This is a genomic window from Mycolicibacter acidiphilus, assembly GCF_018455725.1.
Classification (GTDB): domain Bacteria; phylum Actinomycetota; class Actinomycetes; order Mycobacteriales; family Mycobacteriaceae; genus Mycobacterium; species Mycobacterium acidiphilum.
Map to the genome: position 1 here is coordinate 1 of NZ_JAHCLR010000032.1, position 15,166 is coordinate 15,166.

At 68.1% G+C, this 15,166-nt stretch carries 13 protein-coding genes; 2 read left to right on the forward strand and 11 right to left on the reverse strand.

Annotation, left to right across the window (positions count from 1 at the left end; genetic code table 11):
- Window positions 1–22: 22 nt before the first annotated feature.
- Both KIH27_RS14850 and KIH27_RS14855 read left to right on the forward strand, forming a co-directional pair.
- Window positions 23–1,519 carry a hypothetical protein gene (locus tag KIH27_RS14850; protein ID WP_214093737.1) on the forward strand — a complete coding sequence of 499 codons (1,497 nt, stop codon included), beginning with the start codon at window positions 23–25 and terminating at the stop codon, window positions 1,517–1,519.
- Between the two features lie 537 nt (window positions 1,520–2,056).
- Window positions 2,057–2,614, forward strand: a complete 558-nt coding sequence (locus KIH27_RS14855) for a hypothetical protein (protein WP_214093774.1) — start codon at window positions 2,057–2,059, stop codon at window positions 2,612–2,614.
- Between the two features lie 610 nt (window positions 2,615–3,224).
- Here KIH27_RS14855 and lpqB read toward each other — a convergent pair.
- The 11 genes from lpqB to manA form a co-directional block, all read right to left on the reverse strand.
- Window positions 3,225–4,994: an MtrAB system accessory lipoprotein LpqB gene (gene lpqB, locus KIH27_RS14860; RefSeq protein WP_372451396.1), complete on the reverse strand. Its 1,770-nt coding sequence runs from the start codon at window positions 4,992–4,994 to the stop codon at window positions 3,225–3,227.
- Window positions 4,994–6,634, reverse strand: a complete 1,641-nt coding sequence (mtrB, locus tag KIH27_RS14865) for an MtrAB system histidine kinase MtrB (protein WP_214093739.1) — start codon at window positions 6,632–6,634, stop codon at window positions 4,994–4,996. Before mtrB ends, lpqB begins: the two co-directional genes overlap by 1 nt.
- A gap of 28 nt (window positions 6,635–6,662) precedes the next feature.
- Complete coding sequence (mtrA, locus tag KIH27_RS14870) at window positions 6,663–7,349, reverse strand: two-component system response regulator MtrA (protein WP_214093740.1); 687 nt, start codon at window positions 7,347–7,349, stop codon at window positions 6,663–6,665.
- Between the two features lie 52 nt (window positions 7,350–7,401).
- Window positions 7,402–8,043 (reverse strand): dTMP kinase, encoded by a 642-nt coding sequence (locus KIH27_RS14875; RefSeq protein ID WP_214093741.1) that lies wholly within the window; start codon window positions 8,041–8,043, stop codon window positions 7,402–7,404.
- 95 nt (window positions 8,044–8,138) lie between these two features.
- Window positions 8,139–9,599, reverse strand: a complete 1,461-nt coding sequence (gene ahcY / locus KIH27_RS14880; RefSeq protein WP_284144754.1) for an adenosylhomocysteinase — start codon at window positions 9,597–9,599, stop codon at window positions 8,139–8,141.
- Window positions 9,600–9,671: 72 nt separating this feature from the next.
- A complete protein-coding gene (alkX, locus tag KIH27_RS14885; protein ID WP_214093767.1) occupies window positions 9,672–10,268 on the reverse strand; it encodes a TetR family transcriptional regulator AlkX in 597 nt (198 codons plus the stop codon).
- 44 nt (window positions 10,269–10,312) lie between these two features.
- Window positions 10,313–10,480 (reverse strand): rubredoxin, encoded by a 168-nt coding sequence (locus KIH27_RS14890; protein WP_214093743.1) that lies wholly within the window; start codon window positions 10,478–10,480, stop codon window positions 10,313–10,315.
- Window positions 10,480–11,652 (reverse strand): alkane 1-monooxygenase, encoded by a 1,173-nt coding sequence (locus tag KIH27_RS14895; protein ID WP_214093768.1) that lies wholly within the window; start codon window positions 11,650–11,652, stop codon window positions 10,480–10,482. Before KIH27_RS14895 ends, KIH27_RS14890 begins: the two co-directional genes overlap by 1 nt.
- A gap of 252 nt (window positions 11,653–11,904) precedes the next feature.
- Window positions 11,905–12,990 carry a type I-G CRISPR-associated protein Cas7 gene (locus tag KIH27_RS14900; RefSeq protein ID WP_214093744.1) on the reverse strand — a complete coding sequence of 362 codons (1,086 nt, stop codon included), beginning with the start codon at window positions 12,988–12,990 and terminating at the stop codon, window positions 11,905–11,907.
- A 5-nt stretch (window positions 12,991–12,995) separates the two neighbouring features.
- Window positions 12,996–13,937 (reverse strand): cation diffusion facilitator family transporter, encoded by a 942-nt coding sequence (locus KIH27_RS14905; RefSeq protein ID WP_214093745.1) that lies wholly within the window; start codon window positions 13,935–13,937, stop codon window positions 12,996–12,998.
- Entirely contained in the window at window positions 13,938–15,164 is a 1,227-nt protein-coding gene (gene manA, locus KIH27_RS14910; protein ID WP_214093746.1) for a mannose-6-phosphate isomerase, class I, read from the reverse strand. It lies immediately after the preceding gene.
- Window positions 15,165–15,166: the final 2 nt, after the last annotated feature.

A 15,166-nucleotide genomic window follows, 5' to 3' on the forward strand; every position in this document is an offset into this window, starting at 1 on the left:
AATCCCGGTGTTGAGGTAACCGATGACGCTGCCGAGCCTGTCCGAGGTGGAGAACGCAAGCTGGGAATACCTGACCACCTGCGCCGCAAACTGGCGGAGCCTCGCGAACAAATGGGAACAGGCGTTCACCGAGGTTCGCAACCAGTCAATGCACCCCGGTGGCACCGAGTGGACCGGTGACGCCGCCGACGCAGCACAAGCCCGCACCGACAGCGACATGATGTGGGTACGCAATCCCACCGAACAATTGCGCGACGCCGCTGGGATCGCCGAACGCGGCCGCGAACAGCAAGAAGCGTGCAGGCGAACATTGGTCAGCACCGTGGAGGATGTTCGCAACGCCGGGTTCAATGTCGCCGAGGACTACCACGTGACCCCCACCGACCCGGATTACTCGTCCAGCGAGGCCCTCATGGCGCAGATGAACACCGCCGCCGAACACGAGGAGTTCATCAAATACCAGGTCGCACGGCTGGTCGAAGGCGAGAACGACCTGTCCCGCCAGCTCGATACCGCAACACAAGGACTGGACAACTTCGCGTTCCCCGCCGAAGAAGGCGACGGCGGGGCTGGTGCGGCCGGGATGCCGCGCACGGCGACGCTGGTCGATGATGTGACACGGAACCCGACGATCAACAACGACGCAAGCACGCCCGTCATGGAGCCGCAAAGCAACGACGAGCAGAAGAAGGATGACCTAGAAGCCACAATCCCGAACACCGGTATCAACATCGGCGGCGACGGCAAACACCACAAACCGACCCTGAACGGGGAACCGAATCCCCTCGATGCAGGTTTCGACGCCCGCCCTCTGCCTACAGGTACCGCGCAGGGACCAGACGGACAACTGTTGGCGTTCTACAGCATGCCGCCCTATCACATCCCCCCAGGCTCCGACGTCCCGAACGAGAGCTACGTGACTCCCAACTCCGCCATCGTGGACCTGAAGAACCCGTCCAAAGTCATCGGGAAAGCACCCGTGGCACAAGCGAGCGGCGTCTACGACCCCGCGACCAACACCATGTACGTCGTCGGTAACCCCGGTGACGGGCACGGGGACGTTCGAGAGTTATGGCAATCTGCACCTGTTGACCCAAACAACCCTAATAGTTGGGCGAGCAACTGGCACAAGGTTGGCGACGTTCTAGCTGGCAATCGTGAAAATCAGCTAATCAAAATGGAAGGTGGTGGATACATGTTGACTGGCGCGACGGACTTTGGTCCTGTAACTGCTGTCGCGGCGTCGTCGCCTGAAGGGTTAGTTGGGAATCCCAATGTGATCACGGTTGTCAATTCGGATGGCCCGAAAGGCGTCCCGGGTGTGTATGGACCTACCGTGGTCGCAGACCACTTTGACCCAGCAACCGGTACGGATACCATCACGCTACGCACTAGTCAATTTGCACCGCCCGACGCACCTCTCGGTCCAGATGGAAAACAGATTTATGACCCGCGGACGTTCACGTCGACCTTCACGGTGTCACAGCCACCACCCGCGCCTATAGCGCCTCCTCGTTGACCAGATAGGAGTAAATTATGAGCGTTCGATGGGTATATCTAGTCGCATCAGCGGTTACCCTCGCAAGTGCTTGCGATGCGCCTCACGGTGAAGCTCAACCGCCGGGATTCCCCGACCTCAGCGGCGCAGCGGACGTTACAGGTTCCTTCATCCAACACGGCGGACGTGGAACCGTTGGCGTGAAGTTCGCAACGCCAGATGGACTCAGTTGTGGTTTCGGGATGCCGCAGAACGTCACCTCGAACGATCAACTAGCACAATGCAATGGTCCGCTGCCAGACCTCGACCGTAAGTCCAACGGGACGTGCGACTTAGGGTATGCACAAGCGCCATCGTCTGGTCCAGGTGCAGTTAGCCATAGCACGGGGCAGTGCCCCAGCGGACCGCCTGGACTGCCCATACTCAACCCCGGCCAGAAGGTCATGTACGGCAACATCACCTGCGGTGTCACGTCTGGTGACGTGACCGCCTGCATCAATACGTCCAACGGCGAGCACGGGTTCGTGCTGCAACCGTCAGGGTCTTGGACGTTCTGAGATGACAGCCGCGCAGCGAGAAATCCAACTGGATTGGCTGTTAGCAGGTAGCGTTGCCGCAGGCGGAGTCTTCGCCGCCGCCATGGCACTCGGTGCGTGCAATGCCCATGCTGACCCGCCACCGTTCCCTGATATCGACAGCTACGCGCCGGTCAACGCCAGAGATCACCTAATCAGCTACGACACACCTGGAATAGTGGTGTCTGGAACATACTTCCTTACGCCGGACGGTATCTCATGCTCCATCACTATCGGGGCGTATGCGGGCTGTACCGGTAATAACTTCCCAGCCGTACCTCCAGCAGCGCCAACAAAAGGCGGCGCGCCCCATGTGAACACGATTAGCACCGGTTCGCAAATACGCCCCGTTAGCGACGACACCGGCACTGACGGAACCATTCACAACGAGCCGATCAAAACCCTGCCGCCGTTCCACTCCATCTCTCTCGGCGGCGTGATCTGTGGCGTCGATGACGCTGGAACGACCGCGTGCAAAGACCCGCAAGGGCGGGGTTTCATCTTGTCCCCGTCGTGGTCTGGTTGGCTGCCGCGCGTGTGATGTGTGCGGTGAGGCGGATGAGGATGGATACACACGCGAATCAACTGGTTATCCGCATTGTCGGCGTCCCACTTGCACTTACCGCCTCGGCGCTCATGATCGCGAGCGCGTGCACCGCCGAGGCTGCACCTCCCGGATTCCCCAACGTCGATAGCTACACGCCGGTCGATCCGAACACGCTCATGCATATGAACAAAAGCTGGAGGTCGGTAGTTTTCTACCCTGCAAGCAGGCATTACTCGTGCTCATATCTGTTCAGCGGAGTAGGGGTCACGGAGGATAACCGAACCTTGTCTTGCCAAGGCGATATCCCCGGAGCCGCAGACGCACCTTTTGATGGACCCGATACCGGATGTTCATTCGTGGGCGTCGCGCCGAATTGGTTGGCGCGACGTGCATCACAGTGTGTGCCCTATCAGGGCAGCAATATTGCTATACCAGGTCACGAACTGCTTCCTGGGCAGAAAGTCACCTACGGCTCCATAACCTGTGTTCAAGACCAGGGTGACCGAACCGCGTGCATCAACGGTGACCACGGCTTCGTCATCTCACCAGAGAAGACATGGGCGTTCTGATCGGTCCACGAGGTCGGAACAACACGGCCTGACAATCACCCGGGCAACACCGGCACCGCCCCGCCGACCATGAACGGTTGCACCGGCGTCCAACCCTGCTCGTTCTCCGCCGCCGACGACGACAGCTGCAGCACACCGCGCGGCTCGGCGACGAACACCGAGGACGGGTTCGCCACGATCGTCGACACCGGCAGCTGCAGGTTGCCGCTGGGCGCATCGGAGTTCACCCCGTCGATGTTGACGTAGGACACCGGGTGCTTGGGGTCCGAGCGGCTCACCACGATGTCCTCCCCGGTGCGCCAGGACAGCGACACCGCCGAGGAACCCAGCCCGAAGCCGAGCCGGCGCGGTGAACTCAGCACGAACTGACCGTCCTGGGTCTGGTTGACCTCGGCCAGGATCACCTGCCCGCCGATCACCATCGCCGCGCGGGTGCCGTCCCGGGACAGCTGCAGTTCGCTGATCGGGCCGGGGAACCGCGCAGACAGCGCCCCGGAGTCCACCGGGGTGCGGGCCGGCCGCCCGGAGGCCACCTCCTGCATCGCCCGCAGCACCGTGTTGCCGTCGACCACCACCCACACCGCGTCGTCCAACGACCAGCTGGGCCGCGACAGCAGGTGCCCCTCGGCGGCCTGCACCGCCTCCCCGCCGAGGTCGCCGATCCACAGCGTCGACACCGGATCCGGCCCGCCCGGGTGCACCACCACCGACGCCACCTGGCGCCCGCTGCGGGACAGGGCGGCCGCCGCCTGATCGGTGGCCCGGCCGAACGCGCCGGGGACGTGGTCGGCGCGCTGGCCGTCCAGCACCAGCAGCGATCCGCCGACCAGGGCGTGCATCCCGGCGCCGGCACCGTCGTCGGCGCCCGGGTCGGTGGCGGCGACATCGGAGGTGGTCCACCCGTCGGGGAACCGGTCATCGAGTGCGGCGCCGTCGGCGTCGATCACGTACGGGCCCTTGATGTCCGCGCGGGCCAGCGTCCAGATCAGTTGCGCGGCAAGCAGTTGCCGGCTGGCCGGGTCGGTCGTGGACAGGCTGTCCAGGTCCACCTTCACCCCGGCGTAGCCGCGGCCGACCCCGCTCTTGCCGCCGTCGGCGCGGGTCACCGGGCCGCGCAGCCGCAGCGGCGGGCCGAGCAGGTTGCGCACCCCGGCGGCCAGGTCCGGGCGTGGCCCGGCGATCAGTTTGGAGACCAGTTCGGTGCCCAGCTGGTCGGGATCGGACACCGCGACGTAGCGCGGGTCGGGCACCACCGTCTTGCCGGTGGGGTCGACGAAGTACAGCTGGTGACGCTTGTAGGTGGCCTGGAACTGCTGCCAGTCCAGGAACACCCCGTTCGGCAGCCGGTTGATCCGCCAGCCGTCAGAGGTCTTGACCAGTTCGATCGGGTCGGCGGTGGGCAGGGCGCCCTCGGCGGTCTCGAACACCCCCATGTCCGACAGCGACCCGAGGATGTCGGCGCGCATGTCGACCGTCACCTTGTCGGCACCGCGGGTCTCGACGAACACCACGTTGTCGATCAGCAGCGCACTGCCCGCGTCGTCCCAGGAGTCCGACGCCGACTGGGTGAGGAACTGCCGCGCCGCCCGGTGCCGGTTGGCGGGATCGGCGGTGGCCTTGAGGAATTCGCGGAGCAGCACGTCGGGGTCCATGCCCGGGGTCGGCTTGGGCAGGTTCGACGGCGGCGGCTGCTCGACGGTGCCGATCGCCTGCGGCGCCGACTCGCTGGGCACCCCGGCGCAGCCCGACAGCGTCGTGACGACCGCGACCGCCAGCACCGCGAGCCTGCCGATGTATCGCCGCATCATCCGGTCTTCTCCGCGTGCTCGCGGGTGCGCTGGCGGCGTTCCCGGCGTTCGGCGTCCACCGGCTTCATCGGAAGCGGGCTGGTCGTCACCTTGTGCCCGCGCACCAACGGCAGCGTCAACCGGAAGCAGGCACCCTTGCCGGGTTCCCCCCACGCCTCCAGGCGGCCCTGGTGCAGACGGGCGTCCTCCACGCTGATCGCCAGACCCAGCCCGGTGCCACCGGAGCGGCGCACCCGCGACGGGTCCGCCCGCCAGAACCGGCTGAAGACCAGCTTCTCCTCTCCCGGCCGCAGCCCGACACCGTGGTCGCGCACGGTGACGGCGACGGTGTCCTCGTCGGCGGCCATCGTGATGACGACCGGCTTGTGTTCGGCGTGGTCGATGGCGTTGGCGATCAGGTTCCGCAGGATGCGTTCCACCCGGCGCGGGTCGACCTCGGCGATCACCCCGTCGGGCGGCAGGTCCACCTTGAGTTCGACGCCGGCGTCGGCGGCCAGGTGCCCGACGTTGGTCAGCGCGGAGTTCACCGTCGAGCGCAGATCCACCGACTCCACCGATAGTTCGGCCACCCCGGCGTCGTGCCGGGAGATCTCCAGCAGGTCGTTGAGCAGCGTCTCGAACCGGTCCAGCTCACTGACCAGCAGCTCGGTGGAGCGGCGCAGCGACGGTTCCAGGTCCTCGCTGTGGTCGTGGATCAGGTCGGCGGCCATCCGCACCGTGGTCAGCGGGGTGCGCAGCTCATGGCTGACGTCGGAGGTGAACTGGCGCTGCAGGTTGCCGAACTCCTCCAGCTGGGTGATCTGCCGGGACAGCGACTCGGCCATGTCGTTGAACGACACCGCCAGCCGCGCCATGTCGTCCTCACCGCGCACCGACATCCGCTCGGACAGGTTGCCCTCGGCGAACTGCTCGGCGATCCGCGACGCCGAGCGCACCGGCAGCACCACCTGCCGCGACACCAGCAGCGCGATCCCGGCCAGCAGCACCAGCAGCATCAACCCGCCGGTGGCGATGGTGCCGCGCACCAGGCTGATCGTGCTGCGCTCGGTGCCCAGCGGGTAGATCAGGTACAGCTCCAGGTTGGTGATGCGCGACGTCGTCGGCGTCCCGATGATCAGCGCCGGCCCGGAGAAACCCTCGACGTGCACGGTGGCGTACTGATAGCTGACCTGACCGGCTTTGACGAAGTCCCGCAACCCGGCCGGCACCTGCTCGACCGGGCCGACGGTGGTGGCGGCACGCGGCCCGTCACCGGGCACCACCAGCACCACCTCGAACGCGCCGGCCGTCGCACCGGACGGATCGCTCTTGGACATCAGGGTGCTGCGCGCCAACTGCAGGCTGGACGACAGCGACCGGGACTCCTCACCGCCGACGATGCCGCCGACGGTGACCCGGGCCCGTTCGATCTGCTCGGTGGCCGCCCGAACCTTGACGTCGAGCACCCGGTCGGTGATCTGGCTGGTCAGCACGAAGCCGAGCGCCAGGATGACCGCCGCGGACAACCCGAGCGTGAGCACCACAACGCGAAGTTGCAGAGAGCGGCGCCAGGCGATCTGCACCGCACGCCGCAGTACGCCGACACCACCCAGCAGCGGACCGGGCCGGCCGGGACGGCGTTTGGAACTGAAGATCACGCGCGCCCCGCCTCGATGACGCCAGGGATCACGGAGGTCCGGCCTTGTAACCCACTCCTCGAACGGTCAACACCACGGTCGGGTTCTCCGGGTCCTTCTCGACCTTGGCTCGCAGCCGCTGCACGTGCACGTTCACCAGCCGGGTGTCGGCCGGGTGCCGGTAACCCCAGACCTGTTCGAGCAACACGTCCCGAGTAAACACCTGCCGCGGTTTGCGTGCCAGCGCCACCAGCAGGTCGAACTCCAGCGGGGTCAGCGAGATCTGCTCACCGGCGCGACTGACCTTGTGCGCGGGCACGTCGATGTCGATGTCGGCGATCGAGAGCAACTCGGCCGGCTCGTCGTCGTTGCGCCGCAGCCGGGCTCGCACCCGGGCCACCAGCTCCTTCGGCTTGAACGGCTTCATGATGTAGTCGTCGGCGCCGGACTCCAGGCCGAGCACCACGTCGACGGTGTCGGTCTTGGCGGTCAGCATGACGATCGGCACGCCGGAGTCCTTGCGCAGCACCCGGCAGACGTCGATGCCGTTCATGCCGGGCAGCATCAGGTCCAGCAGCACCAGGTCGGGCCGCAGTTCGTGGACGGCGGTGAGCGCCTGGGTGCCGTCGCCGACGACCGCGGTGTCGAAACCCTCGCCGCGCAGCACGATGGTGAGCATCTCGGCCAACGATGCGTCATCGTCGACGACCAGAATCCTTTGCCTCATGGCGTCCATGGTGTCACCCGAGCGTGACAAAACCCGGCTAGTACACGCCGTGTCTTGCGGGTTAACTGCGCGGCGTGGCCGACAATTCGGCGGCCAGCCCCGCCGCGTCGACGGCCGGACCGACGACCCGCCACGGCCCGCCGAAGCCGGCCGCCGCCAATCCGCGGTACACCGCACCGGTGCGCCGTTGCAGGCCTTCGTCGCGCTCGTAGCTGTCCCGGGCGCGAGTGGCGTCGGTCGCTTCCCGCTGCCGGGCCCGCGCGTCGGCCAACTCCACCGAGACGTCGAGCAGCAACTGCCAGTCCGGGGCGGGCAGCGCCAGCCGGCCGTACTCCAGGTGGCGCACCCAGTCGACGACCTCGCCGGCCGCATCCTGGTGCAGGCGGGCGGCGCTGTAGGCGGCGTTGGAGGCGACGTAACGGTCCAGGATCACCACGTCGTACTCACGCATCAGGAGCCGGATCTGGGCGCGGGCCCCGCCCCGGTCCAGGGCGAACAGCACCGCCATCGCGTACACCGAGTCGGCCAGATCGCCGTGTCGGCCGTGCAGCGCCTCGGCGGCCAGGTCGGCGGTCTCCGAGTCGCCGTAGCGCGGGAACGCCAGCGTCGTCACCGATTTCCCGGCTGCGGTGAACGCCGCCCGCAGCCCGTCGGCCAGGGTGCGCTTGCCGGCGCCGTCGACGCCTTCGATCGCGATCAGCATGGCGCGAACACCACCTCTACCCCGGCAAGCGTGAAGCCACGCTCACGCTGAGTGCTCCAGCGTGCGCGTGGCTTCACGTTCGGCGATCTGGGAGATCAGTACCGGTAGTGGTCCGGCTTGTACGGGCCCTCGACGTCGACGCCGATGTACTCGGCCTGCTCCTTGGACAGCTTGGTCAGCGTGCCGCCGAGCGCCTCCACATGGATGCGGGCCACCTTCTCATCGAGGTGCTTGGGCAGCCGGTACACCTCGTTGTCGTACTCGTCGTTCTTCGTCCACAGCTCGATCTGCGCGATGACCTGGTTGGAGAAGCTGTTGCTCATCACGAACGACGGGTGTCCGGTGGCGTTGCCCAGGTTCAGCAACCGGCCCTCGCTCAGCACGATGATCGACTTGCCGGTGTCGGGGAAGGTCCAGACGTCGACCTGCGGCTTGACGTTCATCCGGGTCGCGCCGGAGGACTCCAGGGCGGCCATGTCGATCTCGTTGTCGAAGTGGCCGATGTTGCCGAGGATGGCCTGGTCCTTCATCGCCTTCATGTGCTCGAGGGTGATGATGTCCTTGTTGCCGGTGGTGGTGATGACGATGTCGGCCTCACCGATGGCCTGCTCGACGGTCTGCACGTCGTAGCCCTCCATCAGCGCCTGCAGTGCGTTGATCGGGTCGATCTCGGTGACCGTGACCCGCGCACCCTGACCCTTGAGGGACTCCGCGGAGCCCTTGCCGACGTCGCCGTAGCCGCAGACCAGCGCCTTCTTGCCGCCGATCAGCGCGTCGGTGCCGCGGTTGATGCCGTCGATCAGCGAGTGCCGGCAGCCGTACTTGTTGTCGAACTTGCTCTTGGTGACCGAGTCGTTGACGTTGATCGCCGGGAACACCAGCTCGCCGGCGGCGGCCAGCTGGTACAGCCGCAGCACGCCGGTGGTGGTCTCCTCGGTGACACCCTTGACCGACTCGGCGATCGTGGTCCACTTGGTCTTGTCGGTCTCCAGCCGGTCCCGCAGCCGGGCCAGGAAGATCTTCCACTCGTGCGAGTCGCCGTCCTCGGCGGGCGGCACCACGCCGGCCTTCTCGTACTGCGCGCCGCGCAGCACCATCATGGTGGCGTCGCCGCCGTCGTCGAGGATCATGTTGGCGGGCGCGCCATCCCAGGTGAGAGCCTGCTCGGCGCACCACCAGTACTCCTCCAGGCTCTCGCCCTTCCAGGCGAAGACCGGGGTGCCCTTGGGCTCCTCCGGGGTGCCGTGCGGGCCGACGACGACCGCCGCGGCGGCGTGGTCCTGGGTGGAGAAGATGTTGCACGACGCCCAGCGCACCTCGGCACCGAGGTCGACCAGGGTCTCGATGAGCACCGCGGTCTGGATCGTCATGTGCAGCGAGCCGGTGATCCGGGCGCCCTTGAGCGGGTTGACGCCGGCGTACTCGCGGCGCAGCTCCATCAGACCCGGCATCTCGTGCTCGGCCAGTCGGATCTCCTTGCGGCCGAACTCGGCCTCGGACAGGTCAGCGACCTTGTAGTCGATGCCGTTGCGGTTGTCCGCGGTCAAACTCATCAGTACGCCCCCGTGGGTTCGGTTGGATAGCTCGGGTACAAGCTACCGGCGGGGGTCAGCCGGGGGTGCGCCGGGTCAGCCGGTCTCGATGACGCCGTAGGTCTCCGCCGCCGGAGTGAACAACCGGGCCAGGTCGGCGGCGACGTCGTGGTCGGCTTCCGGCGGCATCGAGACGTAGCTCATGGCCAGCCGGACGATGGCCCGGGCCAGGATGCCGGCGTCTTCCTCACTGGCCCGCACCCAGCTGTGCATGAACGACGACGTGAGCCGCGCCGAGCAGTGGGTGATGATCGGGCCGCTGTCGGTGGTGATGATCTGCAGCAGGTCGGGCTTGGCGACCCCGGTCAGCAGCGAGATCACCAGCGGGTCGGCGGCCGAGGAGGTGAAGAAGTCCCGGAACCCCTCCAGGAACGCCGCGTGCACGTCGCCGACATTGCCGTAGATGGCGCGTTCGACGGCGTCGACGAGCCGGTCGGCGAGCCGCAGCGCGTAGCCCTGGGCCAGCCCCTGCCGCGACCCGAACTCGTTGTAGATGGTCTGCCGGCTCACCCCGGCCGCCTCGGCGACGGCGGCCAGCGTGATCGACGACCAGTCGCGGGCGGTCAGCAGCTCACGCATCGCGTCGAGCACCGAGTCGCGCAGCAGCGCCCGGGAGGCCTCCGCGTAGGGCATGCGGGCGCTTCGAGTCACGCAGGCGACATTAGTCGGCACGCTCCTCAGACTTCCACCGTCTCGAAATCCGGCTTCTCCCGCACCGCGCAGTCCGGGCAGCACCAGTCGTCGGACACCTCGCGCCAGACGGTGCCGGCCGGGAATCCCTCGCGGGGTTCACCGGCGGCCTCGTCGTAGACGTACTCGCAGCCCGGGCAGCGGTAGCGCGCCATTACGCCGCCGTCTGCTCGGCCACCGCGGCCGGCGCCCCGTAACGGGCCAGGATCGCGGCCCGGCGGCGCGGGACGATGTTGGCCCGGGTGACGTCGCCGTCGTAGTGCGCCAGCACCCGGTGGTCCATCACCTTCCGCCACAGCGGCGGGAAGTAGGTCAGCCCGATCAGCGAGGCGTAGCCGCTGGGCAGGTTCGGCGCCTCTTCCATGCTGCGCAGCGTCTGGTAGCGCCGGGTCGGGTTGGCGTGGTGGTCGCTGTGCCGCTGCAGGTGGTAAAGGAACAGGTTGGTGACCAGGTGGTCGGAGTTCCAGCTGTGCTCGGGGGTGCAGCGCTCGTAGCGGCCGTTGGCCTTGGTCTTGCGCAGCAGGCCGTAGTGCTCGATGTAGTTGACCGACTCCAGCAGCGAGAAGCCGTAGACGGCCTGGATGACGACGAACGGGATCAGCGCCGGGCCGAACACCGCGAGCAGCACACCCCACAGCACCACCGACATCCCCCAGGCGTTGAGCACGTCGTTCGACAGGCGCCACGACTTCTTGCCGAGTCGGTCCAGCCGCGCCGCCTCCAACTGCCAGGCCGAGCGCAGGCTGCCGAGCACCGTGCGCGGCAGGAACTCCCAGAACGTCTCGCCGAACTTGCTGGACGCCGGGTCTTCCGGGGTGGCCACCCGCACGTGATGGCCGCGGTTGTGCTCGACGTAGAAGTGCCCGTAGCAGCTCTGCGCCAGGGTGATCTTCGACAGCCAGCGCTCAAGCCCGTCCCGCTTGTGGCCGAGTTCGTGGGCGGTGTTGATGCCGACCCCGCCCAGCACGCCCACCGACAGCGCCAGCCCGATCTTCGCCGGCCAGCTGAGCGACCCCTCGACGCCCAGCCAGCCCAGATCGGTCGCGGTGAACAGGTAGCAGCCGAGCACGACGCTGGCGTACTGGCACGGGATGTAGGCGTAGGTGCAGTAGCGGTAGTACCGGTCGTTCTCCAGTGCGGCCATCACCTCGTCCGGCGGGTTCTGCCCATCCGGGCCGAACTTCAGGTCCAGCACCGGCAGCAGGGCGTAGACCAGGATCGGCCCGATCCAGAACGGCACCTGGGCGGCGACGTGCCAGCCGAGGTGGTTGAGCCCCCAGATGATCGGCAGCACGGTGAACAGCAGCGTCGGGGCGATCAGGCCCATCAGCCACAGGTAGCGCTTCTTGTCCCGCCACACCGGTTCCGTCGTCGTCACTGCCCCAACCTCCTGTGAGTTCAACCACGTTCGGTAATGGACATTACGTGTCAGATCGTCGCCTGTCTAGACATTGAATGATGTTTTGTAAACGGATGTCGGGCGTGACGGGACGCGATGTGACGTTGATCGTGCGTTGAGGGCGGTGATCGCCGACTTTTTTCACCCGGGACGCACACTCAACGCCCGGGGCGGAAGGGGTCAGCGCGCGGCGCTGCGCCGGGCTTCGATGAAGTGCGGCAGCCGGAAGCGGCGCGGCTCGGACACCAGCGGTTTCTCGACCTCGGCCGCTCCGCCGTTCTGCGCAGCCGCGTAGGCCGCGGAGTTGCCGGTGACGGTCAGGACCTGTCCCCGCCAGTCGATGTCGGCCTCGCGGTAGGCGTCGGTCAGCGCCTGCTCCAGCAGGTCGTCGGCGTCGCCGATCGACAGTGCGGTCAGGTCGATGAACTCGCCGTCGCGGGCGTCGAGTTTCAGCTTCGTCGGCGCGGCCTCGACCAGGTCGCAGCCGGCCCGCAGGCTCAGTTCGGCGTTGGCGCGCACCAGCCCGGCCAGCGCGTAGGCGGCCAGCAGCGCACGGCAGGCGTCGTCGCCGGCCGGTCCGCAGTCGAACCGCAGTTGGCGCAGCGCGGCGAAGCTCAGCACCTGGGTGCGGATGATCCGGCTGCAGCACACACCCGTGTCGGCGGCCGACCGGGCGTCGGTCGGCGCGCCGTCGATCAGCACGCCGATGATCTCACCGGACAGCGCGCCGCGGAAGCGCTGCTGGGCGGTAGCCCGCGCCGGGTCGACTGAACCGAACACCAGGCTGCCGGGGCTGAGTTGCAGCAGTGCTCGGGCGTTGTCCGGGGTGCTCTCGCGGGCCGCCCGGTACGCCGGGTGGGCGATCGCCGGCTTGCCGTCGATGGCACCGGTCAGGAAGTGGCCGTCGAAGATGCGCTGCGGCAGCTCCAGGTCGGCGTAGACCAACCGCCCGCCGTCGTAGGACACCTGCACGCGCGGCGCCCGGCCCAGCACCGGGTGCTGGTCACGCACGGCCTGCAGGATCGCGGCCTCGACACGCTGCAACTGGCCGGGGTTGTCGTCGACGATCACCGTCGCCGCCGCCTCGCCGTCGATCAGGCGCGTCTCGTAGCCGAACGCGGTGGCGCCGCGGTGCCCGGGCCGCGGGGCGGGTGCGATCGCGGCATGCGACCCGCCGGCCGCCGCCAGTTCGGTGGCGACGGTCAGTGTGTTGGCGCCGCCGGTCTCGCAGGCGGCGGCGAGCTCCCGGTAGGAAAGTTTGGACAAAGCGATCAACCCTTCTGCTCCGACGAGTCTGTCACAGCCGCCCGCATCACATCCGGCTCGAGATAGCTGACCCGCACCGCGGGCACCGCGGCCCGCACATTGGCCTTGGCGGCCTCGATGGCGGCGGTCACCGCGGTCAGGTCGGTCTGCGGGGCGAACCCGACCTTGGCGACGACGAGCAGTTCGTCGGGCCCCAGGTACTGGGTGCGCAGTTCCGACACCCCGGTGATGTCCTCGGCCCGGGTCAACGCCGCCCGGATGGCCCGGTCCTCGGCGGCGGTGGCGCCCTCCCCGATCAGCAGGCTCTGCATCTCGATCATCAGGAACACCGCGACGACGCCCAGCAGCACCCCGATCCCGAGGGTGCCGACGCCGTCCCACACCGGGTTGTCGGTGAGCACGGCCAAACCGACCCCCAGCAGGGCGAGCAGCAGACCGACCAGCGCGGCGCTGTCCTCAAGCAGCACCACCGGCAGTTCCGGGTTGCGGGAGTTGCGGATGAACCGCCACCAGCTGCCCTCGGTCTTCAGCGGCCGTGACTCGCGCAGGGCGGTGCGGAAGCTGAAGGTCTCCAGCGCGACCGCCACCCCGAGGATCACGATCGCCACCACCGGGGAGCTCAGCTCCGCCGGGTGTTTGACCTTGTGGTAGCCCTCGTACAGCGCGAACATCGACCCCAGGCTGAACAGCACCAGCGCCACCACGAAAGACCAGAAGTAGCGGCTGCGGCCGTGCCCGAACGGGTGCAGTTCATCGGCGGCCTTGGTCGCCGCACGCTGACCGAACAGCAGCAGCGCCTGGTTGCAGGTGTCGACGACGGAGTGCGCGGCCTCGGCGAGCATCGCCGCGCTGCCGGTGATCGCCCAGCCGACGAACTTCGCCGCGGCGATCCCGAAGTTGGCGGTCAGCGCCGCGACGATCGCCCGGGTGCTACCCGCTGCCGACACTCACAGACCGATCGTCGCGCGGAACAGGGTGGCCCGCCGTTCGGCGGTCAGCCGGATCGGGCCGTCGTCGCTGGGCACCCAGGCGGCGGCGCCGCGGTTCAGCGTCAGCGTGGACGACTTGGCGTGCACGGTCACCGAGCCCTCGGTGGCCAGCAGCAGCTGCGGGCCGTCATGGTGGGCCGGCGCGTCCACCTCGTGGCCGAGGTAGGCGCCGTCCAGGGTCAGCCGCGACACCGCGAATTCGTCGGCGGCGGTCCGATAGCTCAGCTCCGGCCCGTCGACGCGGGTGGCCGGGCGCAGCGCCGCCTCGGTGGTGGGGGTGAAGTCCAGCACCCGCAGCAGCTCCGGGACGTCGACGTGCTTGGGGGTCAGCCCGCCGCGCAGCACGTTGTCGGAGTTCGCCATCACCTCCAGCCCGACGCCGTGCAGGTAGGTGTGCAGGTTGCCGGCCGGCAGGAAGATCGCCTCGCCGGGCGCCAGGCTGACCCGGTTGAGCAGCAGCGCGGCCAGCACCCCGGCATCCCCCGGGTAGCGCTCCCCGAGCTCCAGGACGGTCTTGGCCTCGGCGGCGAACTCGGCACCACCGGCGTTGAGGTAGTGGATGGCGCCGTCGAGCACGGCCGGCACCAGGATGTCGAGGTCCGGCTGCGGCGCGGTGATCCAGGTGGTGAACAGCGCCCGCAGCCCGTCGGCGTCGGATTGGTCGCCCAGCAGGTCGATGAACGGGTCCAGGTCGGAGACCGCGAGCGCCCGCAGCAGGTCGGCGCTGCGGGCCGCCGGCCGGAACCCGGCCAGCGCCTCGAAGGGCTGCAGCGCCACCAGCAACTCCGGCTTGTGGCTGGTGTCGCGGTAGTTGCGGATCGGCGACGACACCGGAACCCCGGCCCGCTCCTCGCTGCGGTAGCCCTCCAGCGCCTGCGCGGCACTCGGGTGGGCCTGCAGTGACAGCGGCTCGTCGGCGGCGAGCACCTTGACCAGGAACGGCAGCGTGTCACCGAAGCGCGCGCAGGCCGCCGAGCCCAGTTGCCCCTGCGGGTCGGCGGTCAGGCTGTCCAGCAGCGAGACCTCGCCGGTCGGGGTCTCCAGGAACGCGGGGTCGCCGGGGTGCGCCCCCAGCCACAGTTCGGCTTCGGGATGCGCGGTCGGCACCGGCCGCCCGGTGAATTCGGCGATAGCGGTCCGCGACCCCCAGGCGTAGGTCCGTATCGCGCCGCGTAGTAGTTCCACGT

Excerpts from the sequence above, each read along its gene's own strand:
- mtrA (WP_214093740.1), bottom strand. The coding sequence starts at position 7,349 with ATGGACGCCATGAGGCAAAGGATTCTGGTCGTCGACGATGACGCATCG.
- KIH27_RS14890 (WP_214093743.1), bottom strand. The coding sequence starts at position 10,480 with ATGGCGCGCTACCGCTGCCCGGGCTGCGAGTACGTCTACGACGAGGCC.
- KIH27_RS14895 (WP_214093768.1), bottom strand. The coding sequence starts at position 11,652 with ATGGGCCTGATCGCCCCGACGCTGCTGTTCACCGTGCTGCCGATCATC.
- KIH27_RS14875 (WP_214093741.1), bottom strand. The coding sequence starts at position 8,043 with ATGCTGATCGCGATCGAAGGCGTCGACGGCGCCGGCAAGCGCACCCTG.
- KIH27_RS14850 (WP_214093737.1), top strand. The coding sequence starts at position 23 with ATGACGCTGCCGAGCCTGTCCGAGGTGGAGAACGCAAGCTGGGAATAC.
- alkX (WP_214093767.1), bottom strand. The coding sequence starts at position 10,268 with ATGCCCTACGCGGAGGCCTCCCGGGCGCTGCTGCGCGACTCGGTGCTC.
- lpqB (WP_372451396.1), bottom strand. The coding sequence starts at position 4,994 with ATGCGGCGATACATCGGCAGGCTCGCGGTGCTGGCGGTCGCGGTCGTC.
- KIH27_RS14855 (WP_214093774.1), top strand. The coding sequence starts at position 2,057 with ATGACAGCCGCGCAGCGAGAAATCCAACTGGATTGGCTGTTAGCAGGT.